Genomic DNA, 26,784 nt, shown 5'->3' with positions numbered 1-26,784 from the left:
GGCCCCGTCGGTGAACGAGCAGCAGATGACGAGACGGAGTGGCACCGGATGCAGCACGCAGTGGGTTCTCCGCTGCCGCCGCCCCACCAGCCGGGGCACGGACCGGCCGCCGGCTGGCAGCCGGCCGCACATCACCCGGGCCCGCACCCCCCGGGCGGACCCCGGGGATCCATCCCCGTGCCCCCGCCGGGCTACCCCGGCCCGCAGCCCGCCGCCCCGCAGCACACGCAGGTCCCCCAGGTCCCCCCCGCGCCGGACACCACCGGCCACGTGCCGCTGCCCCCCGGCGGTCCCGTCGCCGCGCCCAGCGCACCCCCCGCCACGGCCGCCGCACCCGACCCGGCCACCACGACCCTGGCCGTGCTGCTGATCGGCCCGGCGGGCGCGGGCAAGACCAGCGTCGCCAAGTACTGGGCGGACCACCGCCGGGTGCCCACCGCCCACATCAGCCTCGACGACGTGCGCGAATGGGTCCGCTCGGGCTTCGCCGACCCCCAGTCCGGCTGGAACGACAACTCCGAGGCCCAGTACCGCCTGGCCCGCCGCACCTGCGGCTTCGCCGCGCGCAACTTCCTCGCCAACGGTATCTCGTGCATCCTCGACGACGCCGTCTTCCCCGACCGGCCCGTCGTCGGCCTCGGCGGCTGGAAACGGCACGTCGGCCCCGGCCTGCTGCCGGTCGTGCTGCTGCCGGGCCTCGACATCGTCCTGGAGCGCAACGCCGAGCGCACCGGCAACCGCCGCCTCACCGACGAGGAGGTCGCCCGCATCCACGGCCGCATGGCCGGCTGGTACGGCTCCGGTCTGCCGATCATCGACAACTCCCAGCTCGACATCCCCGAGACGGCCCGCGTCCTGGACGAGGTCCTGGCCCGGGCGATAGCCAGCCCTCCGAAGTGGTGAACGCCGGGAGTTGAGCCGGCCTGAAAGGGCGCGGGGGACTGCGCCGTCGACTCCCACCCGGCCGCGGACGGCACACAGTCCCGCCGGGCACCCCCCGAACGGCACCCCACCAGCCCGGACAATCCGGGCACCGCCCACTCAGGCGCCCTCAACCGGCACAAAACCGGCGGAGCTCATAGGCTCGGCTCATGTCAGAGGTGTACGCGGCCCGCCGGACGCGGCTACGGGATTGCTGCAACGCGAGCGGCAGCGCGGCGGCGCTCGTCTCCCGCCCCGCCAATGTGCGCTACCTCGCGGGCGCCGCCCCCCAGGGCGCCGTCCTGCTGATCGGCAGGACCGAGGAGCACGACCTGCTGGTCTGCGGCGACCCGCCGGAGGACCGCCCCGGCCGGCCACGGCCCGACGAGGCGCTGCGGGTGCACACCCTGCCCGGCAACGGCGGCGACCCGGCCGTCGCGGCCGCCGGGCTCGCCACCGCCCAGGGCGCCGACACCCTCGCCGTGGAGGAGCACCACCTCACCGTCGCCCGCCACCGCGCCCTCGCCTCGGTCGCCCCCCGGCTGCGCCTGGCCGGCCTCGGGTACGCCGTCGAACAGCTCCGGGTGGTCAAGGACGAGGAGGAGATCTCCTGCCTGCGCATCGGCGCCGAGATCGCCGACCAGGCCCTCGGCGAACTGCTGGAGTCCATCCTCGTCGGCCGCACCGAACGCCACCTGGCCCTGGAGCTGGAGCGGCGCCTCGTCGACCACGGCGCCGACGGCCCGGCCTTCCCGACCTCGGTGGCCACCGGCCCGCACGCCGGGCGGCGCGCTCACCGCCCCACCGACCGCCGTGTCGAGGAGGGGGACTTCCTCTCCGTCTGCCTCGGCGCCACCTACCGCGGCTACCGCTGCGAGATCGGCCGCACGTTCGTCATCGGCACGGCCCCGGCCGACTGGCAGATCGAGCTGTACGACCTGGTCTTCGCCGCCCAGCGCGCCGGCCGGGAGGCCCTCGCACCCGGCGTCGCCTGCCGGGACGTGGACCGCGCGGCACGGCAGGTGCTGGACTCCGCCGGGTACACCGAGGGCCTGACCCGGCTCACCGGACACGGGGTCGGGCTCGAAATCGACGAGGACCCTCAGTTGAGTCCCGCGGCCATGGGTAAACTGGACGCTTGCGTGCCGGTCACCGTCGAGCCGGGGGTCCACCTCCCGGGCCGGGGCGGTGTCCGGATCGATGACACGCTCGTCGTACGCCCCGAGGCGGACGGCGGACCCGAGCTACTCACCATCACGACCAAGGAGCTGCTCGCGCTGTAGCGCGTGACCCGGGGTCGTACGTCAGTCCAGGAGATTCCGCAACCGTGGCTTCCACGAACGACCTCAAGAACGGCATGGTGCTCAAGCTCGAAGGCGGCCAGCTCTGGTCCGTCGTCGAGTTCCAGCACGTCAAGCCCGGCAAGGGCCCGGCCTTCGTGCGCACCAAGCTCAAGAACGTGCTCTCCGGCAAGGTCGTCGACAAGACCTTCAACGCCGGCGTCAAGGTCGAAACGGCCACCGTCGACAAGCGGGACATGCAGTTCTCCTACATGGACGGCGACTACTTCGTCTTCATGGACCTGGAGACCTACGACCAGCTGCACATCGACCGCAAGGTCGTCGGCGACGCCGCCAACTTCCTGATCGAGGGCTTCGAGGCCACGGTCGCCCAGCACGAGGGCGAGGTGCTCTTCGTCGAGCTGCCGGCCGCCGTCGAGCTGACCGTCGCCGAGACCGAGCCGGGCGTCCAGGGCGACCGCTCCACCGGCGGCACCAAGCCCGCCACCCTGGAGACCGGCCACCAGATCCAGGTCCCGCTCTTCATCACCACCGGTGAGAAGATCAAGGTCGACACCCGCACCAGCGACTACCTCGGCCGGGTGAACAGCTAACCGTGGCTGCCCGCAACACGGCCCGCAAGCGCGCCTTCCAGATCCTCTTCGAGGGTGACCAGCGCGGCGCCGACGTCCAGACGGTCCTCGCGGACTGGATCCGGCTGTCGCGGACCGACCCCCGGCAGCCGCCGGTGAGCGAGTACACGATGCAGCTGGTCGAGGGCTACGCGAAGTACGCGCAGCGCATCGACGAGCTGATCGCGCAGTACTCGGTCGGCTGGACGCTCGACCGGATGCCGGTCGTGGACCGCAACATCCTGCGACTCGGTGCCTACGAGCTGATCTGGGTCGACGAGACCCCGGACGCCGTCGTCCTCGACGAGATGGTGCAGCTGGCGAAGGAGTTCTCCACGGACGAGTCGCCCTCGTTCGTCAACGGCCTGCTCGGCCGGCTGAAGGACCTCAAGCCGTCGCTGCGCCGCGACGAGGCCTGAGGGAACCAGGCCTGAGAGACGGAAAACACGCCGAAGGGCCCGCAGCGAGACCGCTGCGGGCCCTTCGGCGTTCCCGGACCCAGGGAGCCGCTCAGGCCCCCACAACGCCGTTGGGGTGGCCGGAACCCGTATGGTTCCGGCCACCCCGACGGTACGTTTCTGCTCAGCCCTGCCGGGCCTGCGAGGGCGGTCAGCTCTCCTCGTGGGTGGCCACCGCGCGCCGCGCGTCCGCGTCCAGCACGCCCCAGCTGATCAGCTGCTCGGTGAGGACCGAAGGCGACTGGTCGTAGATGACGGCGAGGGTGCGCAGGTCGTCCTGGCGGATCGAGAGCACCTTGCCGTTGTAGTCGCCGCGCTGGGACTGGATCGTGGCCGCGTAGCGCTGCAGCGGGCCCGCCTTCTCGGCCGGCACCGTGGCCAGCCGCTCCAGGTCCAGGACCAGCTTCGGCGGCGGCTCGGCCGCGCCGCCCGGGGTCGTGCCCGGGAGCAGCTCCTGCACCGGCACGCCGTAGAAATCCGCCAGCTCGGCGAGACGCTGCACGGTCACGGCTCGGTCGCCGCGCTCGTAGGAACCGACCACGACCGCCTTCCAGCGTCCCTGGGACTTCTCCTCGACACCGTGGAGGGAAAGGCCCTGCTGGGTGCGGATCGCCCGGAGCTTGGCCCCGAGCTGTTTGGCGTATTCGCTGGACATATAGCTCCCCGGCACTGTGTCGACGCGTCTGGCTTGGGTTCCAGGCCGCGCGGCTGGTAACTCACTGTGAGGTTACGCAGCGTTACTCTGGCGCGTCAAGCCGAATGGTCCACACCGACGCTTCCGTGCTAGTGGCGGCACATTGCGCCAAGTGGGTGAGATCGGTGCGGCAGGGGGGTGATGCGGCGTGTCGTCACGGGCCTGCTACCGTGGATGGCGCAATCCCGACGTCCTTTAAGGTCCGTCCCGTGAGGCGGAGAAGGAGGTCCGTTTCGTATGGACACGCACGCCGACGCGCAAGCGTCCGATGCGAGGCCCGTTCTCGAGGCCCCCGACATCGCGCGGGTGCTGACCCGCATCGCCCACGAGATCGTCGAACGCGCCAAGGGCGCCGACGACGTGGTGCTCCTCGGCATTCCCACCCGGGGTGTCTTCCTGGCCCGGCGGATCGCCGCCAAGCTCGAGCAGATCACCGAACGCAAGGTCCCGGTCGGCTCGCTCGACATCACCATGTACCGCGACGACCTGCGCATGCAGCCGCCGCGCGCCCTGGCCCGCACCGAGATCCCCGGTGACGGCATCGACGGCAAGCTGGTCGTCCTCGTCGACGACGTGCTCTTCTCCGGCCGCACCATCCGCGCCGCCCTCGACGCCCTGAACGACATCGGGCGCCCGCGCGCGGTGCAGCTGGCGGTCCTCGTCGACCGCGGCCACCGCGAACTGCCCATCCGCGCCGACTACGTCGGCAAGAACCTCCCCACGTCGCTGCGGGAGACGGTCAAGGTCCAGCTCGCCGAGGAGGACGGTCGCGACACCGTGCTGCTCGGCGTCAAGCAGACCGCCCAGTAGCCGGCCGAGGCGTACGGACCCGCCGTACGCCGGCTCCGTGCGCCCCGGCGCGCGCCCGTCTGCCCTCTTCCTCCCGAACTGCCCTACGGAGCCTGACAGATGCAGCGTCATCTCATCTCGGCCGCCGACCTGACCCGCGACGATGCCGTCCTGATCCTCGACACCGCCGAGGAGATGGCCCGGGTCGCCGACCGGCCGATCAAGAAGCTGCCGACCCTGCGCGGCCGCACCGTCGTCAACCTCTTCTTCGAGGACTCCACCCGGACCCGGATCTCCTTCGAGGCCGCCGAGAAGCGGCTCTCCGCGGACGTGATCAACTTCTCGGCCAAGGGCTCCAGCGTGTCCAAGGGCGAGTCCCTCAAGGACACCGCCCAGACCCTGGAGGCCATGGGCGTCGACGCCGTCGTCATCCGGCACGGCGCCTCCGGAGCCCCCTACCGCCTGGCCAACTCCGGCTGGATCGACGCCGCCGTGATCAACGCCGGCGACGGCACCCACCAGCACCCCACCCAGGCCCTGCTGGACGCCTTCACCATGCGCCGCCGGCTCGTCGGCCGGGACGCCGGTATCGGCCAGGACCTCGCCGGCAAGCGCATCACCATCGTCGGTGACGTCCTGCACAGCCGGGTGGCCCGCTCCAACGTCGACCTGCTGCACACCCTCGGCGCCGAGGTGACCCTGGTCGCCCCGCCGACCCTGCTGCCGATCGGCGTCGAGACCTGGCCCTGCGAGGTCTCCTACGACCTCGACTCGACCCTGCCCAAGTCCGACGCGGTGATGATGCTGCGCGTCCAGCGCGAGCGCATGAACGCCGCCTTCTTCCCCACCGAGCGCGAGTACGCGCGGCGCTACGGCCTGGACGGCGACCGCATGGCGCGGATGCCCGAGCACGCGATCGTCATGCACCCCGGCCCGATGGTCCGCGGCATGGAGATCACCGCCGAGGTCGCCGACTCCGACCGCTGCACCGTCGTGGAGCAGGTCGCCAACGGCGTCTCCATCCGGATGGCCGTGCTGTACCTGCTGCTCGGCGGCAACGAACCCGCCGTGACCGCACCCCGGGCCGAGACCGCCCGTACCGAGGAGAAGTGACGTACATGAGCAAGACCCTGATCCGTGGTGCGAAGGTGCTCGGCGGCGCCCCGCAGGACGTGCTGATCGACGGTGAGACCATCGCCGAGGTGGGCACCGGCCTGTCCCCCGAGGGCGCGGAGGTCGTCGAGGCCGACGGCAAGGTGCTGCTGCCGGGCCTGGTCGACCTGCACACCCACCTGCGCGAGCCGGGCCGCGAGGACTCCGAGACCGTGCTGACCGGTACCCGGGCGGCGGCGAGCGGCGGTTACACCGCCGTGTTCGCCATGGCCAACACCTTCCCCGTCGCCGACACCGCCGGTGTCGTCGAGCAGGTCTGGCGGCTCGGCCAGGAGTCCGGCTACTGCGACGTCCGGCCGGTCGGCGCCGTCACCGTCGGCCTGGAGGGCGGCAAGCTCGCCGAACTGGGCGCCATGCACGAGTCGGCGGCCGGTGTCACCGTCTTCTCCGACGACGGCAAGTGCGTCCACGACGCCCAGATCATGCGCCGGGCCCTGGAGTACGTGAAGGCCTTCGACGGCGTCATCGCCCAGCACGCCCAGGAGCCGCGGCTCACCGAGGGCGCGCAGATGAACGAGGGCGTCGTCTCCGCCGAACTGGGGCTCGGGGGCTGGCCCGCGGTGGCCGAGGAATCGATCATCGCCCGGGACGTCCTGCTCGCCGAGCACGTCGGCTCCCGCGTCCACATCTGCCACCTGTCGACCGCCGGGTCGGTCGAGATCGTGCGCTGGGCCAAGTCGCGCGGCATCCACGTCACCGCCGAGGTCACCCCGCACCACCTGCTCCTCACCGACGAGCTGGTCCGCACGTACAACCCGGTCTACAAGGTCAACCCGCCGCTGCGCACCGAGCGCGACGTCATGGCGCTGCGCGAGGCGCTCGCCGACGGCACGATCGACATCGTCGCCACCGACCACGCCCCGCACCCGCACGAGGACAAGGACTGCGAGTGGGCCGCCGCCGCCATGGGCATGGTCGGCCTGGAGACCGCGCTGTCGGTGGTACAGGAGACCATGGTCGACACGGGCCTGCTGGACTGGGCCGGCGTCGCCGACCGCATGTCCTTCAAGCCCGCGCGGATCGGACAGGCCGAGGGACACGGCCGTCCCGTCTCGGCAGGTGAGCCCGCCAACCTCACCCTGGTCGACACGGCATACCGTGGCCCTGTGGACCCCGCGGGCTTCGCCTCGCGCAGCCGCAACACCCCCTACGAGGGGCGTGAGCTGCCGGGCCGTGTCACGCACACGTGGCTCCGGGGCAAGGCCACGCTCGTCGACGGGAAGCTCACGTGACACCTGCACATTCGCTGGCGGCCCACCTCGCCGCCGAAGAGAAGTCGGCCCCGGTCACCGACTGGGCCGCCCGCCTCGGCTGGGTCGTCGGCCTCGCCCTGTTCGTCGCGCTCGTCTACTGGCTGATGCGCGAGGGCTGGAAGTGGCGCGGCACCCTCCAGGGCGACCTGCCCGAGCTGCCCACCACGCCCGACGACCCGGGCCCGGCCCGGCTCACCCTGAGCGGCCGCTACCACGGCTCCACCACCGCCGGGCAGTGGCTGGACCGCATCGTGGCACACGGCCTGGGCACCCGCAGCCGCGTCGAGCTCACCCTGACGGATGCGGGACTGGACGTCGTACGCCCCGGGGCGGCCGACTTCTTCATCCCCGTCGCCGCGCTGCGCGAGGCCCGCCTCGACAAGGGCATCGCCGGGAAGGTGCTCACCGAGGGCGGTCTGCTGATCGTGACCTGGGCGCACGGCGACAAGCTGATCGACTCGGGTTTCCGCTCCGACCGCGCGGCCGAGCACACCGAGTGGGTCGACACCCTGAACCAGATGATCACCACGACGGAAGGCGCCGAACGATGACGACCTCCACCAGGGGAGCTGGAAAGGTTCCCGCCGTACTCGTCCTGGAGGACGGCCGGATCTTCCGCGGCCGTGCCTACGGGGCCGTGGGGGAGACCTTCGGCGAGGCGGTGTTCTCCACCGGCATGACCGGCTACCAGGAAACGCTCACCGACCCGTCTTACCACCGCCAGGTCGTGGTCATGACCGCCCCGCACGTCGGCAACACCGGCGTCAACGACGAGGACCCCGAGTCCAGGCGCATCTGGGTCGCCGGGTACGTCGTCCGCGACCCCGCGCGCGTGCCGTCCAGCTGGCGCGCCAAGCGCACGCTGGACGAGGAGCTCGCCGCGCAGGGCGTGGTGGGCATCGCCGGTATCGACACCCGGGCCCTGACCCGTCACCTGCGCGAGCGCGGCGCCATGCGCGTCGGCATCTTCTCCGGGGACGCCGTGCAGGACGACGCGGCCCTCCTCGCGCGCGTGCAGGAGGTCCCGCCCATGACGGGCGCCGACCTGTCCGCCGAGGTCGCCACCACCGAGCCGTACGTCGTCCCCGCGATCGGCGAGAAGAGGTTCACGGTCGCCGCCGTCGACCTCGGCATCAAGGGCATGACCCCGCACCGCATGGCCGAACGCGGCATCGAGGTGCACGTCCTGCCCGCGACCGCCACGATCGACGACGTGTACGCCGTCGACCCCGACGGCGTGTTCTTCTCCAACGGCCCGGGCGACCCGGCCACCGCCGACCACCCGGTCTCCGTCATGCAGGGCGTCCTGGAGCGCGGCACCCCGCTGTTCGGCATCTGCTTCGGCAACCAGATCCTGGGCCGCGCGCTCGGCTTCGGCACCTACAAGCTGAAGTACGGCCACCGCGGCATCAACCAGCCGGTGCAGGACCGTACGACCGGCAAGGTCGAGGTCACCGCGCACAACCACGGCTTCGCCGTCGACGCCCCGCTCGACAAGGTCTCCGACACCCCCTACGGCCGCGCCGAGGTCTCCCACGTCTGCCTCAACGACAACGTGGTGGAGGGTCTCCAGCTCCTCGACAAGCCGGCCTTCAGCGTCCAGTACCACCCCGAAGCGGCCGCCGGCCCGCACGACGCCGCCTACCTGTTCGACCGCTTCGTGAAGCTCATGGAGGGCCAGCGTGCCTAAGCGCACCGATATCCAGTCCGTCCTGGTCATCGGCTCCGGCCCGATCGTCATCGGCCAGGCCGCCGAGTTCGACTACTCCGGCACCCAGGCATGCCGCGTCCTCAAGGCCGAGGGCCTGCGCGTCATCCTCGTCAACTCCAACCCGGCGACGATCATGACCGACCCGGAGATCGCCGACGCCACCTACGTCGAGCCGATCACCCCCGAGTTCGTCGAGAAGATCATCGCCAAGGAGCGCCCGGACGCCCTGCTGCCGACCCTGGGCGGCCAGACGGCCCTGAACACGGCCATCAAGCTCCACGAGAACGGCGTCCTCGACAAGTACGGCGTCGAGCTGATCGGCGCCAACGTCGAGGCCATCCACAAGGGCGAGGACCGCGACCAGTTCAAGGAGGTCGTGGAGGAGGTCCGCAAGAAGATCGGGCACGGCGAGTCCGCCCGCTCGGTCATCTGCCACACCATGGAGGAGGTCCTCGCCGGCGTCGAGGAGCTCGGCGGCTACCCGGTCGTCGTCCGCCCCTCCTTCACCATGGGCGGCGCCGGCTCCGGCTTCGCGCACGACGAGGAGGAGCTGCGCCGCATCGCCGGCACCGGCCTCGCCCTCTCGCCGACCACCGAGGTGCTCCTGGAGGAGTCCATCCTCGGCTGGAAGGAGTACGAGCTGGAGCTGATGCGCGACAAGAACGACAACGTCGTGGTCGTCTGCTCCATCGAGAACTTCGACCCGATGGGCGTGCACACCGGTGACTCCATCACCGTGGCGCCCGCGATGACCCTCACCGACCGCGAGTACCAGATCCTGCGGGACATCGGCATCGCGGTGATCCGCGAGGTCGGCGTGGACACCGGCGGCTGCAACATCCAGTTCGCCGTCAACCCGGCCGACGGCCGCGTCATCGTCATCGAGATGAACCCGCGCGTGTCGCGCTCCTCGGCCCTCGCCTCCAAGGCGACCGGCTTCCCGATCGCGAAGATCGCCGCCAGGCTCGCCGTGGGCTACACCCTCGACGAGATCCCCAACGACATCACGCAGGAGACGCCGGCCTCCTTCGAGCCGACCCTCGACTACGTGGTCGTCAAGACACCGCGGTTCGCCTTCGAGAAGTTCCCGCAGGCCGACTCCACGCTGACCACCACCATGAAGTCGGTCGGCGAGGCCATGGCCATCGGCCGCAACTTCACCGAGGCCTTCCAGAAGGCGCTGCGCTCGCTGGAGAAGAAGGGCAGCCAGTTCACCTTCGTGGGCGAGCCCGGCGACAAGGACCGGCTGCTGGCGGAGGCCCAGCGCCCCACCGACGGCCGGATCAACACGGTCATGCAGGCCATCCGCGCGGGCGCCACCCCCGAGGAGGTCCACGAGTCCACGAAGATCGACCCGTGGTTCGTCGACCAGCTCTTCCTCATCAAGGAGATCGCCGACGACCTGGCCGCCGCGGCCGAGCTGACCCCCGACCTGCTCGCCGAGGCCAAGCGGCACGGCTTCTCCGACCAGCAGATCGCCGAGATCCGCGGCCTGCGCGAGGACGTGGTCCGCGAGGTGCGGCACGCGCTGGGCATCCGCCCGGTCTACAAGACGGTCGACACCTGCGCCGCCGAGTTCGCCGCGAAGACGCCGTACTTCTACTCCTCCTACGACGAGGAGAGCGAGGTCGCCCCGCGCGAGAAGCCGGCCGTCATCATCCTCGGCTCCGGCCCGAACCGCATCGGCCAGGGCATCGAGTTCGACTACTCCTGCGTCCACGCCTGCTTCGCCCTCAGGGACGCCGGGTTCGAGACCGTGATGGTCAACTGCAACCCGGAGACCGTCTCCACGGACTACGACACCTCCGACCGCCTGTACTTCGAGCCGCTGACGCTGGAAGACGTGCTGGAGATCGTGCACGCCGAGCAGCAGGCCGGTCCGGTCGCGGGCGTCGTCGTACAGCTCGGCGGGCAGACCCCGCTCGGCCTGTCGCAGGCGCTGAAGGACAACGGCGTGCCGATCGTCGGCACCTCCCCGGAGGCCATCCACGCCGCCGAGGACCGCGGCGCCTTCGGCCGGGTCCTGAAGGAGGCCGGCCTGCCGGCCCCCAAGCACGGCACCGCCACCACCTTCGCCGAGGCGAAGGCCATCGCCGACGAGATCGGCTACCCGGTGCTCGTCCGGCCGTCGTACGTGCTGGGCGGACGCGGCATGGAGATCGTGTACGACGAGGCCCGCCTGGAGGCGTACATCGCCGAGTCGACCGAGATCAGCCCGTCCCGGCCGGTCCTGGTGGACCGCTTCCTGGACGACGCGATCGAGATCGACGTCGACGCGCTGTACGACGGCGAGGAGCTGTACCTCGGCGGCGTGATGGAGCACATCGAGGAGGCCGGCATCCACTCCGGCGACTCGGCGTGCGCGCTGCCCCCGATCACCCTCGGCGGCTTCGACATCAAGCGGCTGCGCGCCTCCACCGAGGCCATCGCGCGCGGTGTCGGGGTGCGCGGCCTGATCAACATCCAGTTCGCGCTCGCGGGCGACATCCTCTACGTCCTGGAGGCCAACCCGCGCGCGTCCCGGACGGTCCCCTTCACCTCCAAGGCGACGGCGGTACCGCTCGCGAAGGCCGCCGCCCGGATCTCGCTGGGCGCGACCATCGCCGAGCTGCGGGCGGAGGGCATCCTGCCGGCCGACGGCGACGGCGGCGAGCTCCCGCTCGACGCGCCGATCTCCGTCAAGGAGGCCGTCATGCCGTGGTCGCGCTTCCGCGACATCCACGGCCGCGGCGTCGACACCGTCCTCGGCCCGGAGATGCGCTCCACGGGCGAGGTCATGGGCATCGACTCCGTCTTCGGCACGGCGTACGCCAAGTCGCAGGCGGGCGCCTACGGTCCGCTGCCCACCAAGGGCCGCGCCTTCATCTCGGTCGCCAACCGCGACAAGCGCTCGATGATCTTCCCGGCCCGTGAGCTGGTCGCGCACGGCTTCGAGCTGCTCGCCACGGCCGGCACGGCGGAGGTGCTCAAGCGCAACGGCATCAACGCCACGGTCGTGCGCAAGCAGTCCGAGGGCCCCGGCCCGAACGGCGAGAAGACCATCGTCCAGCTCATCCACGACGGCGAGGTCGACCTCATCGTCAACACCCCGTACGGCACCGGCGGCCGCCTGGACGGCTACGAGATCCGTACGGCGGCCGTGGCGCGGTCCGTGCCGTGCCTGACGACGGTCCAGGCACTCGCGGCGGCGGTCCAGGGCATCGACGCCCTCAACCGCGGTGACGTCGGCGTCCGGTCGCTCCAGGAACACGCCGCGTTCCTGGCCGCGGCCCGCGACTAGCAGCCCCGAGGGGGACACCGGAAACGGTGTCCCCCTCTTCACGAGGACACCATGTACACGATCCTTTTCAGCCTCGTCTTCCGGCGCATGGACCCGGAGCGGGCCCACCACCTCGCCTTCCGCTGGATCCGTCTGGCCGCCCGCGTCCCCGTGCTGCGCACCTTCCTCGCGGCGGTGCTCGCGCCCCGCTACAAGGAACTGCGCACCGAGGCCTTCGGGCTGCGCATGCACGGCCCCTTCGGGCTCGCCGCCGGCTTCGACAAGAACGCCGTCGGCATCGACGGCATGGCCATGCTCGGCTTCGACCACGTCGAGATCGGCACGGTCACCGGCGAGCCGCAGCCCGGCAACCCCAAGAAGCGGCTGTTCCGGCTGGTCCAGGACCGGGCGCTCATCAACCGCATGGGCTTCAACAACGACGGCTCCCTGCGCGTCGCCGCCCGCCTGGCCTCCCGTACGCCCGTCTTCAAGACCGTCGTCGGCGTCAACATCGGCAAGACCAAGGCCGTCCCGGAGACCGAGGCCGTCGCCGACTACGTGAAGTCGGCCGGGCGGCTGGCGCCGTACGCCGACTACCTGGTGGTCAACGTCTCCTCCCCGAACACGCCGGGGCTGCGCGACCTGCAGGCGGTCGACCACCTGCGCCCGCTGCTCAGCGCGGTCCGCGAGGCCGCCGACCGTTCGGTCCCCGGTCGCCGGGTGCCGCTCCTCGTCAAGATCGCGCCGGACCTCGCCGACGAGGACATCGACGCCGTCGCCGACCTGGCCGTCGAGCTCGGCCTGGACGGGATCATCGCCACCAACACGACCATCGCGCGCGAGGGACTCGGGCTGCGGTCGGACCCCGCCCTGGTCCAGGAGACCGGCGGCCTGTCCGGCGCGCCCCTGAAGGCGCGCTCCCTTCAGGTGCTGCGCCGGCTGTACGCGCGCGTGGGCGACCGGATCACCCTGGTGGGCGTCGGGGGCATCGAGAACGCCGAGGACGCCTGGCAGCGCATCCTGGCCGGCGCCACGCTGGTGCAGGGCTACAGCGCGTTCGTCTACGAGGGGCCCTTCTGGAACCGCGCCCTGCACAAGGGCCTAGCGGCACGCCTGCGCACCAGCCCGTACGCCACGCTCGCCGACGCGGTGGGCGCCGACGTGAGAAACGCGAGGAGCTCCGCATGAGCCTGGAACCCTTCGGTGCGCGTCTGCGGCGGGCCATGGACGAGCGGGGCCCGCTGTGCGTCGGCATCGACCCGCACGCCTCCCTGCTCGCCGAGTGGGGCCTGAACGACGACGTCGCGGGCCTGGAGCGGTTCAGCCGCACGGTCGTGGAGGCGGTGGCCGGCCGGGTCGCCGTGCTCAAGCCGCAGAGCGCCTTCTTCGAGCGGTTCGGCTCACGCGGCGTCGCCGTACTGGAGAAGTCGGTGGCCGAGGCCCGGGCGGCCGGTGCGCTGGTCGTCATGGACGCCAAGCGCGGCGACATCGGCTCGACCATGGCCGCCTACGCGGAGTCCTTCCTGCACAAGGACGCCCCGCTGTTCTCCGACGCGCTGACCGTCTCGCCGTACCTCGGCTACGGGTCGCTCTCCCCGGCCGTCGCCCTGGCGCGGGAGAACGGCACGGGCCTGTTCGTGCTGGCGCTGACCTCCAACCCGGAGGGCGGCGAGGTGCAGCACGCGATCCGCGCGGACGGGCGCAGCGTCGGCGCGACCATGCTGGCGCACCTGGCCGCCGAGAACGCCGGCGAGGAGCCCCTGGGCTCCTTCGGCGCGGTGGTCGGCGCCACGCTCGGCGACCTGTCCTCGTACGACCTGGACATGGGCGGTCCGCTCCTCGCGCCCGGGATCGGTGCCCAGGGGGCGACACCGGCCGATCTTCCCCGGGTCTTCGGGGCGGCGGTGCGCAACGTCGTGCCGAACGTCAGCCGCGGGGTGCTGCGGCACGGCCCGGACGTGGTCGCGCTGCGTGACGCGGCGGAACGCTTCGCACAGGAGATCAGGGACGCTGTCGCGTCCGTGTGAACGCGCCGGGTGGTCCCCGGGCCTCCGACGGGTGGCTCGGGGAACACTTGAGCCTGGATACATCCTCAAATCCGGGGCATTATGTCCTCAATGTCCGCCCTGACGGAGGCTGACCAGGACTTTTCCGCTGTTCTCGCTGACTCTGGCGGACTTGACCGCTAGTCTCCGACGTGTGTGAGCGGGCGAGCGTGTTGCTCGTGGCTCCCCAGGTGTGGGGCGACTAGGTTCCTCACCGGTCCGTATCCGACAGTTCGACATCCGAGGTGACGTAGGCGTGGCTCTTCCGCCCCTTACCCCTGAACAGCGCGCAGCCGCGCTCGAAAAGGCCGCCGCGGCTCGCCGGGAGCGGGCCGAGGTCAAGAATCGACTCAAGCACTCCGGCGCCTCCCTCCACGAGGTCATCAAGCAGGGCCAGGAGAACGACGTCATCGGCAAGATGAAGGTCTCCGCCCTTCTTGAGTCCCTGCCGGGCGTGGGCAAGGTCCGCGCCAAGCAGATCATGGAGCGACTCGGTATCTCCGAGAGCCGCCGGGTGCGCGGCCTCGGCTCCAACCAGATCGCCTCCCTGGAGCGCGAGTTCGGCAGCACCGGTTCCTGACCCGGGTCCTCCGGCAAGCGAGTCCCGGGCACTCCGGGACACCTGGAATAATCGCTGCATGAGTGAACGTCCGCGGCTGACCGTGCTCTCCGGCCCCTCGGGGGTCGGCAAGAGCACGGTCGTCGCCCATATGCGCAAGGAACATCCCGAGGTCTGGCTCTCGGTGTCGGCGACGACCCGCAAGCCCCGCCCCGGCGAGCAGCACGGGGTCCACTACTTCTTCGTCACCGACGAGGAGATGGACAAGCTGATCGCCAACGGCGAGCTGCTGGAGTGGGCCGAGTTCGCCGGCAACCGGTACGGCACGCCGCGTGCGGCCGTGCAGGAGCGGCTGGAGGCCGGTGAGCCGGTACTCCTCGAGATCGACCTCCAGGGCGCCCGTCTGGTCCGCGAGTCCATGCCCGAGGCCCAGCTGGTGTTCCTGGCCCCTCCCTCCTGGGAGGAGCTGGTGCGCAGACTCACCGGCCGCGGCACCGAGCCGCCCGAGGTCATCGAGCGCCGTCTCGACGCCGCCAAGATCGAGCTGGCGGCCGAGCCTGAGTTCGACGTGACCCTGGTCAACACCTCCGTCGAGGACGTGGCGCGCGAGCTGCTAGCCTTGATGGACGTGGTGTGATCCAGACTGGTCGTTTTGTGAGGCCGGTCACCGACCGATCAGCCGACTGATTCTTTCCCATCCATCGGAAGGTAGAGCGTGTCCTCTTCCATCTCCGCGCCCGAGGGCATCATCAACCCGCCGATCGACGAGCTCCTCGAGGCCACCGACTCGAAGTACAGCCTCGTGATCTACGCGGCCAAGCGGGCCCGCCAGATCAACGCGTACTACTCGCAGCTCGGCGAGGGTCTCCTCGAGTACGTCGGTCCGCTCGTGGACACCCACGTCCACGAGAAGCCGCTCTCGATCGCCCTCCGCGAGATCAACGCGGGGCTGCTGACGTCCGAGGCCATCGAGGGCCCGGGGCAGTAAGACCCTCAGTGCAATAAGTAGTACCGTCAGCTCGCAGCTGACTTTTCCACAGGCCCGGCAGCGCGACTGCCGGGCCTGTGGTGTGTCATTGATGTCGTACGGTGCCGAGCCCGGGGAGAGACGGTGGACAAGCCCAAGGTCGTACTGGGGGTGAGCGGCGGCATCGCCGCCTACAAGGCCTGTGAGCTGCTCAGGCGGCTCACGGAGTCGGGGCACGACGTCCGGGTGGTCCCCACCGCCTCCGCGCTGCACTTCGTCGGCGCCGCCACCTGGTCCGCCCTGTCCGGCAACCCGGTCGCGACCGAGGTGTGGGACGACGTGCACGAGGTCCCGCACGTGCGCATCGGCCAGCACGCCGACCTGGTCGTGGTCGCCCCGGCCACGGCCGACATGCTGGCCAAGGCGGCCCACGGCCTGGCCGACGACCTCCTGACCAACACGCTCCTGACCGCCCGCTGCCCGGTCGTCTTCGCCCCCGCCATGCACACCGAGATGTGGGAGCACCCGGCCACCCAGGAGAACGTGGCGACCCTGCGCCGCCGGGGCGCCGTCGTCATCGAACCGGCCGTCGGCCGTCTCACCGGCGTCGACACCGGCAAGGGCCGGCTGCCCGAACCGGCCGAGATCTTCGAGGTCTGCCGCCGTGTGCTGGCCCGGGGCGGCACCGAAGCCGACCTGACGGGCCGGCACGTGGTGATCAGCGCCGGCGGCACCCGCGAGCCCCTCGACCCGGTCCGCTTCCTCGGCAACCGCTCCTCCGGCAAGCAGGGCTACGCCCTGGCCCGTACGGCCGCCGCCCGCGGCGCACGGGTCACGCTGATCGCGGCGAACACCGCGCTGCCCGACCCGGCGGACGTGGACGTCGTCCCCGTCGAGACGGCCGTGCAACTGCGCGAGGCGGTCCTGTCGGCGGCCGCCGGCGCCGACGCGGTCGTCATGGCGGCGGCCGTCGCGGACTTCCGCCCGGCGACGTACGCGGCCGGAAAGATCAAGAAGAAGGACGACCAGGACCCCGAGCCCGTCGTCCTGGTGCGGAATCCGGACGTCCTGGCGGAGATCTCCGCCGACCGTGCGCGGCCCGGACAGGTGATCGTCGGCTTCGCCGCCGAGACCGACGACGTGCTCGCCAACGGCCGCGCCAAGCTCAAGCGCAAGGGCTGCGATCTGCTGGTGGTGAACGAGGTGGGGGAGCGCAAGACGTTCGGCGCCGAGGAGAACGAGGCCGTCGTGCTGGGCGCGGACGGCAGCGAGACCCACGTCGCCCACGGCCCCAAGGAAGCACTGGCCGACACCGTGTGGGACCTGGTGGCCGAACGGCTGGCGTGAAGGTTCCGTCCGCCGCACCGGCCCGGCGCGCCACGCCCATCCGGGCGTGGCGCCTCTGGTCAACGCCACCCGTGATTGGGCAGAATGCCCGTGCCGCAGGTCACAGCACTCCCGAGAGACGAGACAGGGGGTCCGTGACCGGAGCGTGACCGATAAACTGTTCACGGACGGCGTCGGGTGCAGCCCCCGCCGTCCGCCAATGATCAGCCAGCAGCCGCTGCAACCCCAGGGAGCGTTGTGTCCCGTCGCCTGTTCACCTCGGAGTCCGTGACCGAGGGTCACCCCGACAAGATCGCTGACCAGATCAGCGACACCATCCTCGACGCGCTGCTGCGCGACGACCCGACCTCCCGCGTCGCGGTCGAGACCCTGATCACGACCGGCCTGGTGCACGTGGCCGGCGAGGTCACGACCAAGACCTACGCGGACATCGCGACCCTCGTCCGCAACAAGATCCTCGAGATCGGCTACGACTCCTCCAAGAAGGGCTTCGACGGCGCCTCCTGCGGCGTGTCGGTGTCGATCGGCGCGCAGTCCCCGGACATCGCCCAGGGTGTCGACGCGGCCTACGAGGCCCGGGTCGAGGGCGACGACGACGAGCTGGACCGCCAGGGCGCCGGCGACCAGGGCCTGATGTTCGGCTACGCGACGGACGAGACGCCGACGCTGATGCCGCTGCCGATCTTCCTCGCGCACCGCCTGTCCAAGCGCCTGTCGGACGTGCGCAAGAACGGCACGATCCCCTACCTGCGCCCCGACGGCAAGACCCAGGTCACCATCGAGTACGACGGCGACAAGGCCGTTCGCCTCGACACCGTCGTGGTCTCCTCCCAGCACGCCTCCGACATCGACCTGGACTCGCTGCTGGCCCCCGACATCAAGGAGTTCGTCGTGGAGCCGGAGCTCAAGGCTCTGCTCGACGACGGCATCAAGCTGGACACCGAGAACTACCGCCTGCTGGTCAACCCCACCGGCCGGTTCGAGATCGGCGGCCCGATGGGCGACGCCGGCCTGACCGGTCGGAAGATCATCATCGACACGTACGGCGGCATGGCCCGCCACGGCGGCGGCGCCTTCTCCGGCAAGGACCCGTCCAAGGTCGACCGCTCCGCCGCCTACGCCATGCGCTGGGTCGCCAAGAACGTCGTCGCCGCGGGCCTGGCCTCCCGCTGCGAGGTCCAGGTCGCCTACGCCATCGGCAAGGCCGAGCCCGTGGGCCTGTTCGTCGAGACCTTCGGCACCGAGAAGGTGGAGATCGGCAAGATCGAGCAGGCCATCGACGAGGTGTTCGACCTCCGTCCGGCCGCGATCATCCGCGACCTCGACCTGCTCCGCCCGATCTACGCCCAGACCGCCGCGTACGGGCACTTCGGCCGCGAGCTGCCCGACTTCACGTGGGAGAAGACGGACCGCGTGGACGCGCTGCGAGCGGCCGCGGGGCTGTAGGACCCACCGCGTTCGCCGGCAGGCCCGGTGCCCCTCTGGGGTGCCGGGCCTGCGCGCGTCCAGACGGCTTACGCGCGTCACCGCCACGGGGATCCCGGAGCACAGCTCGGGGACCGCACGCGGGAGCCGCAGCGCGGCGACAGCCCGGGTGGGGGGTGGCCGAGCCGGCCGGGGCGGCGGCAGGTCGCGGGCCGCACGGCGGGAACCGCAGGCTGCGCGTACCGCGGCCGCGTCGATCCCGGTCGGACGGCCGACGACCGGCACCGGGCGGGGGGCGGTTCCTTCGGGGCCCGGGGGAAGCCCGTGGTTCGCCTCCCCGTGGTCGGGCGGCGACAGCCCGGGGTGGGGCGTGGCCGGGGCGGCGTGTGGCCGCCGCCGTGGGGCACTCGGGCCAGGCCGGTTGTCAGTGGCCTTTGGTAAGAATGCAAGCGTGAGCAGCGAGAACGGACGGATGGGCGGCGGGGCGGAGGGTGCGCCGCCCGAGCAGCTCGCGCTCATCCGGGAGAGCGTGCGCAAGGCGAAGGAGCCGCGGGCGAAGCCCCGGACGTGGCGGGGGGCCGCACTCGCCGAGAAACTGCCCGTCGCCCGGGTGCTCGTCGACAAGGGCGTGCTGCACCTCGACCGGTACTTCGACTACGCCGTACCCGCGGAGCTGGACGCGGACGCCCAGCCCGGCGTGCGCGTCCGGGTGCGGTTCGGCGCCGGACGGCACCGGGTGCGCGACGGACGGCGCGAGGGCGGCGGGCTGATCGACGGGTTCCTCGTCGAGCGGCTGGCCGAGTCCGACTACTCGGGCCCGCTGGCGGCACTCGCCCAGGTGGTGTCCCCCGAACGCGTCCTCAGCGAGGAGCTGCTGGGACTGGCGCGGGCCGTCGCCGACCGGTACGCGGGCAGCCTCGCCGATGTGCTGCAACTCGCGGTACCGCCGCGCAACGCCCGGGCCGAGCAGCGGCCCTCGCCCCCGCCGCTGCCCCCGCCCGACGCCCCTCAGCCGGGGTCCTGGGAGCGGTACGAGCGGGGGCCTGCGTTCCTGGAGTCACTGGCCACGGGCGGCGTGCCACGGGCCGTGTGGCAGGCGCTGCCCGGCCCGCAGTGGAGCGAGGAACTCGCCCGGGCCGTGATCGCCACGCTGGCCTCCGGGCGGGGCGCGCTGGTCGTGCTGCCCGACGGGCGGGCCGTGGCACGGGTGGACGCCGCGCTGACCGAGCTGCTGGGCGAGGGCAGACACGCGGTGCTCACCGCCGACGCCGGACCCGAGAAGCGGTACGCCCAGTGGCTGGCGGTGCGGCGGGGCGCCGTCCGGGCGGTCGTCGGCACCCGGGCCGCCATGTTCGCCCCCGTGCAGAACCTCGGGCTGGTCGCCCTCTGGGACGACGGCGACGACAGCCACAGCGAGCAGCACGCCCCCCAGCCGCACGCGCGGGAGGTGCTGCTGCTGCGAGCCGCCCAGGACAGGTGCGGGTTCCTGCTCGGCAGCTGGAGCTGCACCGTCGAGGCCGCACAGCTCGTCGAGACCGGCTGGGCCCGGCCGCTCGTCGCCGGCCGGGAACAGGTCCGGGCCGCCGCACCGCTCGTACGGACCGTCGGGGACGGGGATCTCGCGCGGGACGAGGCCGCCCGGGCCGCCCGGCTGCCCACCCTGGCCTGGCAGGTCGTCAGGGACGGTCTGCGGCACGGCCCCGTGCTGGTCCAGGTGCCCCGGCGGGGTTACGTACCGCGGATGGCGTGCGCGCAGTGCCGGGCGCCCGCGCGGTGCCGGCACTGCTCCGGGCCCCTGGAGGCGCAGGGGTCCGAGGCCGCGCTGCGGTGCGGATGGTGCGGGCGTGAGGAGGGGGCCTGGCACTGCCCTGAGTGCGGTGCGTTCCGGTTGCGGGCCCAGGTGGTGGGGGCGCGGCGGACCGCCGAGGAGCTGGGGCGGGCGTTTCCCGCCGTACCGGTACGGACGTCGGGCCGTGAGCATGTGCTCGACACCGTGCCCGGCGCCCCTGCCCTGGTGGTGAGTACGCCGGGGGCCGAACCGGTCGCCGAGGGCGGATACGCGGCGGCGCTGCTGCTGGACGGGTGGGCCATGCTCGGACGGCCCGATCTGCGGGCCGGGGAGGACGCGTTGCGGCGGTGGATCGGGGCCGCCTCCCTGGTACGGCCGCAGGCGGCCGGCGGCACGGTGGTCGTCGTCGCCGAACCGACGCTCAGGCCTGTGCAGGCGCTCGTACGGTGGGACCCCGTGGGGCACGCGGTGCGGGAACTGGCCGAGCGGGCGGAGCTGGGGTTTCCGCCGGTGTCGCGGATGGCGGCCGTCTCGGGGCCGGCCGAGGCGGTAGCGGACTTCCTCCGGGGCGTGGACCTGCCGCCGGAGGCCGAGGTGCTGGGGCCCGTGCCGCTGCCCGTCACCGCAGCGGGGCGTCCGCGGCGGCCGGGAGCGCCGCCTCCCGGGGAGCACTGGGAGCGGGCGCTGATCCGGGTACCACCCGGGAGGGGATCCGCACTGGCCGGCGCCTTGAAGGCCGCCCAGGCGGCGCGGATGGCCCGGGGAGGAGGAGCCGGGGGAGCGGTGTGGGTGCGGATCGATCCGCCCGACATCGGGTGAGGGGGCGGGGCCTGCCGTCCGCCTGACGGACCGGGCCCGGCATGCCGCTGCCCTCCCGGACGGTGGCGGGAGGGCAGCGGTGCCGAGGAGGCGATGGTGCGTCAGCCGTTGCGCGGGCTCGGGAAGACCGTCGGTCTCGCCTCGTCGCGCAGGGCGGAGCTGCCCGCCGTGGGCTGCGTCGGCATGGAGCGGGCCGCGGGGACCGTCGGCACCGCGGGGATGCCGGTGCCCACGTTGAGCGTGCGGGTGCCCGCGGGGTCCGGCGCGCGCTCGGCCTCGGCGGCGGCCGCCTGCGCAGCGGCGCGGCGGGCACCGTAACGGCGGTGCACCGCCTGCTTGGTGACCCCGAGCGCGGAGCCCACCGCGTCCCACGAGAAACCGAGTGAGCGGTCGAAGTCCACGGCCGCCGTGACCAGGGTCTCGACACTGTCCCGCAGCTCCTGGGCGAGACGGACCGTCGGGGCGGGGGCGCGTCCGTAGACGACGAAGCCCGTGGAGGGGCCGGAGCGCCGCGGGCGGTAGACGTTGCCCAACTGGGCGGTGAGCGTGCGCAGTGCGTCCACCTGCCGGCGGACCCGCTCGATGTCCCGCACCAGCAAGTGCAGGCTGGCCCGAGCCTGGGCGTCGTGGGTTGCGTGGTCGGCCATGAACAAGCCTCTCGAACCGGCGTTGAAAGGAATGGGCCGCGATCGCGGCCCGTTGTGGTCAACTCTTCCTTGACCAACGCGGATTCGCCCCGCAGGTCACGGGGAGGGGGCGTGTGTTCATGTTCGTGCGCCGGGGACCCGGGTCCGCCGTGGGGCTCGGTCGCCGTTGGCGGCTTGCCGGCGGGGTGGGAAATAGACTTGGGCGTTGCCCGCAGACCGAACCCGCCCGAGAGGCCACCAGCACCCCATGAAGCTCGTCTTCGCCGGTACACCCGAGGTCGCCGTTCCCGCCCTGGACGCCCTGCTCGCCTCCGGGCGGCACGAGGTGGCCGCCGTCGTCACGCGGCCCGACGCGCCCGCCGGGCGGGGGCGCAGGATGGTCGCGTCGCCGGTGGCCGAGCGGGCCGAGGAGGCCGGGATCGAGGTGCTCAAGCCGGCCAGGCCACGCGAGCCGGAGTTCCTCGAGCGGCTGCGGGAGATCGGGCCGGACTGCTGTCCCGTCGTGGCCTACGGGGCGCTGCTGCCCCGCGTCGCCCTCGACATCCCCGCCCACGGCTGGGTCAACCTGCACTTCTCGCTGCTGCCCGCCTGGCGCGGGGCCGCGCCCGTGCAGCACGCCATCATGGCCGGGGACGAGATCACCGGCGCCTCCACCTTCCTCATCGAGGAGGGACTCGACTCCGGGCCCGTGTACGGGACCGTGACCGAGGAGATCCGGCCCACCGACACCAGCGGTGACCTGCTCACCCGGCTCGCCTTCGCGGGCGCCGGGCTGCTCGCCGCGACCATGGACGGGATCGAGGACGGCACGCTGAAGGCCGTACCGCAGCCGGCCGAGGGCATCAGTCTCGCCCCGAAGGTCACCGTCGAGGACGCCCGTGTCGACTGGAACGCTCCCGCGCTGCGCGTGGACCGCGTGGTGCGGGGCTGCACCCCGGCGCCCGGCGCCTGGACCACCTTCCGCGGTGAGCGGCTCAAGCTGATCCAGGTCACGCTCCTCCCCGAGCGCACGGACCTCGCCCCCGGGCAGCTCGCGGCCGGCAAGAACCACGTGTACGCCGGCACCGGCTCGCACGCCGTCGAGCTGCTGTGGGTGCAGGCCCAGGGCAAGAAGCCGATGAAGGCGGCCGACTGGGCACGCGGGGTGCGGATCGCCGACGGGGAGCGGCTCGGGCACTGATGCCCTCACGGCGCGCGAGCGGCGACGACGTAGGCTGGACAGCGCACTTCATCCCACACCCGGAGCACCTTTTTCGTGAGCGACCAGCCCCGTCGGCCCCGCAGGCCCGCCAAGCCGTACCGCAGGCCCAAGAAGGACCCCGTCCGCATCCTCGCCTTCGAGGCGCTGCGGGCCGTGGACGAGCGTGACGCGTACGCCAACCTCGTCCTGCCGCCGCTGCTGCGCAAGGCGCGGGAGAACGGCGACTTCGAGGCCCGGGACGCGGCGCTCGCGACCGAGCTGGTGTACGGGACACTGCGGCGGCAGGGCACGTACGACGCCGTCATCGCCGCCTGTGTCGACCGGCCGCTGCGCGAGGTCGATCCGCCGGTACTGGACGTGCTGAGCCTCGGTGCGCACCAGTTGCTCGGGACGCGGATCCCGACCCATGCCGCGGTCTCCGCGACCGTGGAGCTGGCGCGTGTCGTGCTCGGCGACGGGCGGGCCAAGTTCGTCAACGCGGTGCTGCGCAAGGTGGCCCAGGACGATCTCGACGGCTGGCTCGCCAAGGTCGCGCCGCCCTACGACGAGGACCCCGAGGACCACCTGGCCGTCGTGCACTCGCACCCCCGCTGGGTCGTCTCCGCGCTGTGGGACTCCCTCGGCGGCGGGCGGGCCGGGATCGAGGAGTTGCTGCGCGCCGACAACGAGCGGCCCGAGGTCACCCTGGTCGCCCGGCCCGGGCGGGCCACGACGGAGGAACTCCTCGCCGAGGACGCCGCCGTGCCGGGGCGCTGGTCGCCGTACGCCGTGCGGCTGAGCGAGGGCGGCGAGCCGGGGGCGGTGGCGGCCGTACGGGACGGACGCGCCGGTGTGCAGGACGAGGGCAGCCAGCTGGTCGCGCTCGCCCTGGCCAACGCGCCGCTGGAGGGGCCCGACCGGCGCTGGCTGGACGGGTGTGCCGGGCCGGGCGGCAAGGCCGCGCTGCTCGGCGCGCTCGCGGCGCAACGGGGAGCCCTGCTCGTCGCCTCCGAGAAGCAGACCCACCGCGCCGGGCTCGTGGCCAGGGCGCTGGCCGGGAACCCCGGGCCCTACCAGGTCGTCGCCGCCGACGGGACGCGGCCCGCGTGGCGGCCGGGCAGCTTCGACCGGGTGCTGGTCGATGTGCCGTGCACCGGGCTCGGCGCCCTGCGCAGGCGGCCCGAGGCGCGCTGGCGGCGGCGCCCCGAGGACCTGGACTCCTTCGCCCCGCTGCAGCGCGGGCTGCTGCGCACCGCCCTGGAGTCGGTGCGGGTCGGCGGCGTCGTCGGCTACGCGACCTGCTCGCCGCACCTCGCCGAGACCCGGGCCGTGGTCGCCGACGTGCTCAAGCAGCACCCGGACGCCGACCTGCTCGACGCCCGGCCGCTGCTGGCCGGCGTACCGGACCTGGGGGAGGGGCCGGACGTGCAACTGTGGCCGCATCTGCACGGCACGGACGCGATGTATCTGGCCCTCATCCGCCGCACCGGCTGATCCCGCCCCGGGCCGCTTGCCCGCCGGCCTGGCCAGCTTGGTCCGGCCGTTCAGCCGCGCTGGACCAGCCGGACCGGCTGTCCTCCGTCTGACCGCTCATCCGCCCGACCGCCCGGCCCCCGCCCCGACCGCCTCGGGCTCCTTCCGGCCGCCGTCCTGGCGGGCCAGCCGGTGTGGCCACCACACCTTGTGGCCTACGTCCAGGAACAGGGCCGTGACCAGGACGGACCGTACGACGAAGGTGTCCAGGAGGACGCCCAGGGCGACCGCGAAGCCGATCTCGGCGAAGGCGACCATGGGCAGCGTGCCGAGTGCGGCGAAGGTGCCGGCCAGGACGAGACCGGCGGAGGTGATGACCGCGCCGGTCGCGGCGAGACCGGTCACCACGCCCGCCCGGGTGCCCTGGCGGCGGGCCTCCTCGTGGATGCGGGTGGTGAGGAAGATGTTGTAGTCGATGCCGAGCGCCACCAGGAAGACGAAGACGAACAGCGGGAAGTCGGTCGACTCGCCCGCGTAGTCGAAGACGTACCGGAAGGCCAGGGCACTGATCCCGAGGGCCGCCGCGAAGGACAGGATCACCGTTGCGATCAGCAGCAGCGGGGCGATCAGGGCACGCAGCAGGGCGCACAGGATCAGCAGGACGACGGCCAGCACCAGCGGGATGATCAGCACGTTGTCGTGCGTCGTCGCCTTGTCCATGTCCAGCAGGGCCGCCGTACCGCCGCCCACCTTCGCGTCGGCGTCCGGCACGGCGTGGACGGCGTCCCTGACGCGTTCGACCGTCTGTTTCGCGGCCTCGCTGTCGGCCGGGGCGGTCATGGTCGCCTCGAACAGGACGCGGCCCTCGAAGGACGGTTTCGTGCCCGGCGGCAGGCCCAGCGACTGCGGGACGACGCCGGGCGTGGCGGCGACCGCGCGGCCGACCTGTTCGGCCTGCGCCTGGTTGCTGACGATGACGAGCGGATCGCCGCTGCCCGCCGGGAAGTAGCGCGCCGAGACCTCCTGCCCGGTGATCGAGTCGGGCTTGCCCGTGAAGGCGTCCGCGTTGCCGATGCCCTCGGCACGCAGCTGGAGCAGGCCCAGCGAGCACACGGCCAGGACGGCGGCCGTGACGCCCCACACCATGCGCGGTCGGCGGGCGATACGGCGGCCCATGCGGGCCCAGACGCCGCGCTCGGTGGGGTCCGGGGTGCCGTGGTGGGGGATCGCCGGCCAGAAGATCCACCGGCCGACGATCACCAGCAGGGCCGGGAAGAGGGTGAGCATGGCCAGCAGGCCGACCGCGACCCCGATCGCGGCGACCGGGCCGAGGCCACTGGTGGAGTTCATCTCGGCCGCCAGCAGCACCAGCATGCTCAGCACCACGGTCGCTCCGGAGGCCAGCACCGCAGGACCCGCCCGGTGCAGCGCCTGCGCCATCGCCTCGTGCCGGTCCTCGTGGCGGCGCAGCTCCTCCCGGTAGCGGGCGACCAGCAGCAGGGCGTAGTCCGTGCCCGCGCCGAACACCAGCACCGTCAGGATGCCCGCGCTCTGGCCGTTGACCGTCAGGCCCGCGTGCTCCGCCAGCAGATAGATCAGGGCCTGCGCGGTGAACAGGGCCACGATCACCGCGAGGAGCGGCACCAGCAGGAGGGTGAGGCTGCGGTAGGTGATCAGCAGCATGACCACGACGACCGTCATCGCCGACAGCAGCAGCGTCGAGTCGATGCCCTCGAAGGCCTCGGCGAAGTCGGCCGACGTGCCGCCCGGGCCGGTGATGTGCACCGCGAGCCCGCCGGTACTCTCGCCGACGTCGTCCCGGATGGAGTCCACCGCGGGCGAGATCCGCTCCCAGCCCTTCTCGTCCATCGTGATCGGCACGAACACCTGCGCGGCGCGCGGGTCCGTCCCCCGGTCGAAGACCGGCCCCCGGGTCTCCGCCCCCCGGATGCCGTGGTCCCGCAGCTGCTTGAGCTGGGCCACGTCCTCGGTGATCCGGGCCCGGTCCCCGGCCGTCAGGCCGCTGTCCCGGGCGTAGACGACGACCGCCGGGATCTGCTCGGGCCGGAAGTCCTCCGAGATGTCGAGCACCTGCGTCGACTCGGCCGACCCCGGCAGCCAGGAGGCCGCGTCGTTGTCCTGGGCGTCGGTCAGCTTCTGCGCGAACGGCGCCGCGAGGAACAGCACCACGAGCCAGAGCACCAGGACCAGCCACTTGGCACGCCGCCCGCAGACCAGGTGCGCGATGCCGCGTTCACTCGTCATAGAGGCCTCCCGCCGATGCCCCGAAGGCGCGGGGCGGTGACACCCCACGGCCGGGCTGCGCGGGCGCGAACGGCCCGCAGCCGTCGCACCACCCTGGC

Annotated in this window: 23 protein-coding genes; 20 read left to right on the top strand and 3 right to left on the bottom strand. The window is 72.4% G+C overall.

Translation table 11 applies throughout. The annotated features are described in order from the left end of the window. Positions 1-48: 48 nt before the first annotated feature. The 4 genes from AB0K80_RS27265 to nusB all read left to right on the top strand — a co-directional run bounded on the left by AB0K80_RS27265 (position 49) and on the right by nusB (position 3,252). The gene (locus tag AB0K80_RS27265; protein WP_365674038.1) at positions 49-903 is read left to right on the top strand and encodes a Pro-rich N-terminal domain-containing protein; all 855 of its coding nucleotides are present in this window, start codon (positions 49-51) and stop codon (positions 901-903) included. A 188-nt stretch (positions 904-1,091) separates the two neighbouring features. Next, entirely contained in the window at positions 1,092-2,204 is a 1,113-nt protein-coding gene (locus tag AB0K80_RS27260) for an aminopeptidase P family protein (RefSeq protein ID WP_365674036.1), read from the top strand. 44 nt (positions 2,205-2,248) lie between these two features. Continuing rightward, positions 2,249-2,815, top strand: coding sequence for an elongation factor P (gene efp / locus AB0K80_RS27255; protein ID WP_365674035.1), 567 nt, complete (start codon positions 2,249-2,251; stop codon positions 2,813-2,815). Between the two features lie 2 nt (positions 2,816-2,817). After that, positions 2,818-3,252, top strand: a complete 435-nt coding sequence (gene nusB / locus AB0K80_RS27250) for a transcription antitermination factor NusB (RefSeq protein ID WP_365674033.1) — start codon at positions 2,818-2,820, stop codon at positions 3,250-3,252. Positions 3,253-3,442: 190 nt separating this feature from the next. Here nusB and bldD read toward each other — a convergent pair whose 3' ends face one another. Then, positions 3,443-3,946, bottom strand: coding sequence for a transcriptional regulator BldD (gene bldD / locus AB0K80_RS27245; protein ID WP_086170636.1), 504 nt, complete (start codon positions 3,944-3,946; stop codon positions 3,443-3,445). Between the two features lie 276 nt (positions 3,947-4,222). Here bldD and pyrR point away from each other — a divergent pair, with 276 nt between their 5' ends. From pyrR to AB0K80_RS27175, 14 genes are all read left to right on the top strand, one after another. Next, positions 4,223-4,795 carry a bifunctional pyr operon transcriptional regulator/uracil phosphoribosyltransferase PyrR gene (gene pyrR, locus AB0K80_RS27240; RefSeq protein ID WP_365674031.1) on the top strand — a complete coding sequence of 191 codons (573 nt, stop codon included), beginning with the start codon at positions 4,223-4,225 and terminating at the stop codon, positions 4,793-4,795. Between the two features lie 99 nt (positions 4,796-4,894). Next, positions 4,895-5,887 carry an aspartate carbamoyltransferase catalytic subunit gene (locus tag AB0K80_RS27235; protein ID WP_365674029.1) on the top strand — a complete coding sequence of 331 codons (993 nt, stop codon included), beginning with the start codon at positions 4,895-4,897 and terminating at the stop codon, positions 5,885-5,887. Between the two features lie 5 nt (positions 5,888-5,892). Next, entirely contained in the window at positions 5,893-7,179 is a 1,287-nt protein-coding gene (locus tag AB0K80_RS27230; protein WP_365674027.1) for a dihydroorotase, read from the top strand. After that, positions 7,176-7,751 (top strand): hypothetical protein, encoded by a 576-nt coding sequence (locus tag AB0K80_RS27225; protein ID WP_365674025.1) that lies wholly within the window; start codon positions 7,176-7,178, stop codon positions 7,749-7,751. The genes AB0K80_RS27230 and AB0K80_RS27225 overlap by 4 nt, the downstream gene beginning before the upstream one ends. Next, complete coding sequence (gene carA, locus AB0K80_RS27220) at positions 7,748-8,890, top strand: glutamine-hydrolyzing carbamoyl-phosphate synthase small subunit (RefSeq protein WP_365674023.1); 1,143 nt, start codon at positions 7,748-7,750, stop codon at positions 8,888-8,890. Before AB0K80_RS27225 ends, carA begins: the two co-directional genes overlap by 4 nt. Then, positions 8,883-12,191, top strand: coding sequence for a carbamoyl-phosphate synthase large subunit (carB, locus tag AB0K80_RS27215; RefSeq protein WP_365674022.1), 3,309 nt, complete (start codon positions 8,883-8,885; stop codon positions 12,189-12,191). The genes carA and carB overlap by 8 nt, the downstream gene beginning before the upstream one ends. Before the next feature lie 51 nt (positions 12,192-12,242). Then, entirely contained in the window at positions 12,243-13,358 is a 1,116-nt protein-coding gene (locus AB0K80_RS27210; protein ID WP_365674020.1) for a quinone-dependent dihydroorotate dehydrogenase, read from the top strand. Further along, a complete protein-coding gene (pyrF, locus tag AB0K80_RS27205) occupies positions 13,355-14,197 on the top strand; it encodes an orotidine-5'-phosphate decarboxylase (RefSeq protein WP_365674019.1) in 843 nt (280 codons plus the stop codon). The genes AB0K80_RS27210 and pyrF overlap by 4 nt, the downstream gene beginning before the upstream one ends. Positions 14,198-14,471: 274 nt before the next feature. Further along, positions 14,472-14,795 (top strand): integration host factor, encoded by a 324-nt coding sequence (locus AB0K80_RS27200; protein WP_003977346.1) that lies wholly within the window; start codon positions 14,472-14,474, stop codon positions 14,793-14,795. 58 nt (positions 14,796-14,853) lie between these two features. Then, complete coding sequence (gene gmk / locus AB0K80_RS27195) at positions 14,854-15,411, top strand: guanylate kinase (protein WP_365674017.1); 558 nt, start codon at positions 14,854-14,856, stop codon at positions 15,409-15,411. Between the two features lie 78 nt (positions 15,412-15,489). Beyond that, complete coding sequence (gene rpoZ / locus AB0K80_RS27190; RefSeq protein ID WP_030577387.1) at positions 15,490-15,762, top strand: DNA-directed RNA polymerase subunit omega; 273 nt, start codon at positions 15,490-15,492, stop codon at positions 15,760-15,762. A 123-nt stretch (positions 15,763-15,885) separates the two neighbouring features. Next, positions 15,886-17,088, top strand: a complete 1,203-nt coding sequence (gene coaBC, locus AB0K80_RS27185) for a bifunctional phosphopantothenoylcysteine decarboxylase/phosphopantothenate--cysteine ligase CoaBC (protein WP_365674015.1) — start codon at positions 15,886-15,888, stop codon at positions 17,086-17,088. A 237-nt stretch (positions 17,089-17,325) separates the two neighbouring features. Further along, complete coding sequence (metK, locus tag AB0K80_RS27180; protein ID WP_365674013.1) at positions 17,326-18,534, top strand: methionine adenosyltransferase; 1,209 nt, start codon at positions 17,326-17,328, stop codon at positions 18,532-18,534. Positions 18,535-18,964: 430 nt separating this feature from the next. Then, the gene (locus AB0K80_RS27175) at positions 18,965-21,121 is read left to right on the top strand and encodes a primosomal protein N' (protein WP_365674011.1); all 2,157 of its coding nucleotides are present in this window, start codon (positions 18,965-18,967) and stop codon (positions 21,119-21,121) included. A 101-nt stretch (positions 21,122-21,222) separates the two neighbouring features. On the opposite strand, the gene AB0K80_RS27170 is transcribed toward AB0K80_RS27175, so the two are convergent. Further along, a complete protein-coding gene (locus tag AB0K80_RS27170) occupies positions 21,223-21,768 on the bottom strand; it encodes a hypothetical protein (protein WP_365674009.1) in 546 nt (181 codons plus the stop codon). Positions 21,769-22,015: 247 nt separating this feature from the next. Here AB0K80_RS27170 and fmt point away from each other — a divergent pair, with 247 nt between their 5' ends. Both fmt and AB0K80_RS27160 read left to right on the top strand, forming a co-directional pair. Next, positions 22,016-22,948 carry a methionyl-tRNA formyltransferase gene (gene fmt / locus AB0K80_RS27165; protein WP_365674007.1) on the top strand — a complete coding sequence of 311 codons (933 nt, stop codon included), beginning with the start codon at positions 22,016-22,018 and terminating at the stop codon, positions 22,946-22,948. Positions 22,949-23,023: 75 nt separating this feature from the next. Further along, positions 23,024-24,442: a transcription antitermination factor NusB gene (locus tag AB0K80_RS27160; protein WP_365674005.1), complete on the top strand. Its 1,419-nt coding sequence runs from the start codon at positions 23,024-23,026 to the stop codon at positions 24,440-24,442. 96 nt (positions 24,443-24,538) lie between these two features. On the opposite strand, the gene AB0K80_RS27155 is transcribed toward AB0K80_RS27160, so the two are convergent. Continuing rightward, positions 24,539-26,686: an MMPL family transporter gene (locus AB0K80_RS27155; protein ID WP_365674004.1), complete on the bottom strand. Its 2,148-nt coding sequence runs from the start codon at positions 26,684-26,686 to the stop codon at positions 24,539-24,541. Positions 26,687-26,784: the final 98 nt, after the last annotated feature.

The sequence above is a fragment of the Streptomyces sp. NPDC052682 genome (genome assembly GCF_040678435.1).
GTDB lineage: Bacteria > Actinomycetota > Actinomycetes > Streptomycetales > Streptomycetaceae > Streptomyces.
This window is presented reverse-complemented; position numbering and strand designations above follow the sequence as displayed.

Bases quoted from the DNA above. Each gene is read 5' to 3' on its own strand.
- AB0K80_RS27265 (WP_365674038.1), top strand. From the start codon at position 49: ATGCAGCACGCAGTGGGTTCTCCGCTGCCGCCGCCCCACCAGCCGGGG.
- AB0K80_RS27260 (WP_365674036.1), top strand. From the start codon at position 1,092: ATGTCAGAGGTGTACGCGGCCCGCCGGACGCGGCTACGGGATTGCTGC.
- bldD (WP_086170636.1), bottom strand. From the start codon at position 3,946: ATGTCCAGCGAATACGCCAAACAGCTCGGGGCCAAGCTCCGGGCGATC.
- pyrR (WP_365674031.1), top strand. From the start codon at position 4,223: ATGGACACGCACGCCGACGCGCAAGCGTCCGATGCGAGGCCCGTTCTC.
- AB0K80_RS27235 (WP_365674029.1), top strand. From the start codon at position 4,895: ATGCAGCGTCATCTCATCTCGGCCGCCGACCTGACCCGCGACGATGCC.
- AB0K80_RS27230 (WP_365674027.1), top strand. From the start codon at position 5,893: ATGAGCAAGACCCTGATCCGTGGTGCGAAGGTGCTCGGCGGCGCCCCG.
- carA (WP_365674023.1), top strand. From the start codon at position 7,748: ATGACGACCTCCACCAGGGGAGCTGGAAAGGTTCCCGCCGTACTCGTC.
- AB0K80_RS27210 (WP_365674020.1), top strand. From the start codon at position 12,243: ATGTACACGATCCTTTTCAGCCTCGTCTTCCGGCGCATGGACCCGGAG.
- pyrF (WP_365674019.1), top strand. From the start codon at position 13,355: ATGAGCCTGGAACCCTTCGGTGCGCGTCTGCGGCGGGCCATGGACGAG.
- gmk (WP_365674017.1), top strand. From the start codon at position 14,854: ATGAGTGAACGTCCGCGGCTGACCGTGCTCTCCGGCCCCTCGGGGGTC.
- AB0K80_RS27170 (WP_365674009.1), bottom strand. From the start codon at position 21,768: ATGGCCGACCACGCAACCCACGACGCCCAGGCTCGGGCCAGCCTGCAC.
- fmt (WP_365674007.1), top strand. From the start codon at position 22,016: ATGAAGCTCGTCTTCGCCGGTACACCCGAGGTCGCCGTTCCCGCCCTG.
- AB0K80_RS27155 (WP_365674004.1), bottom strand. From the start codon at position 26,686: ATGACGAGTGAACGCGGCATCGCGCACCTGGTCTGCGGGCGGCGTGCC.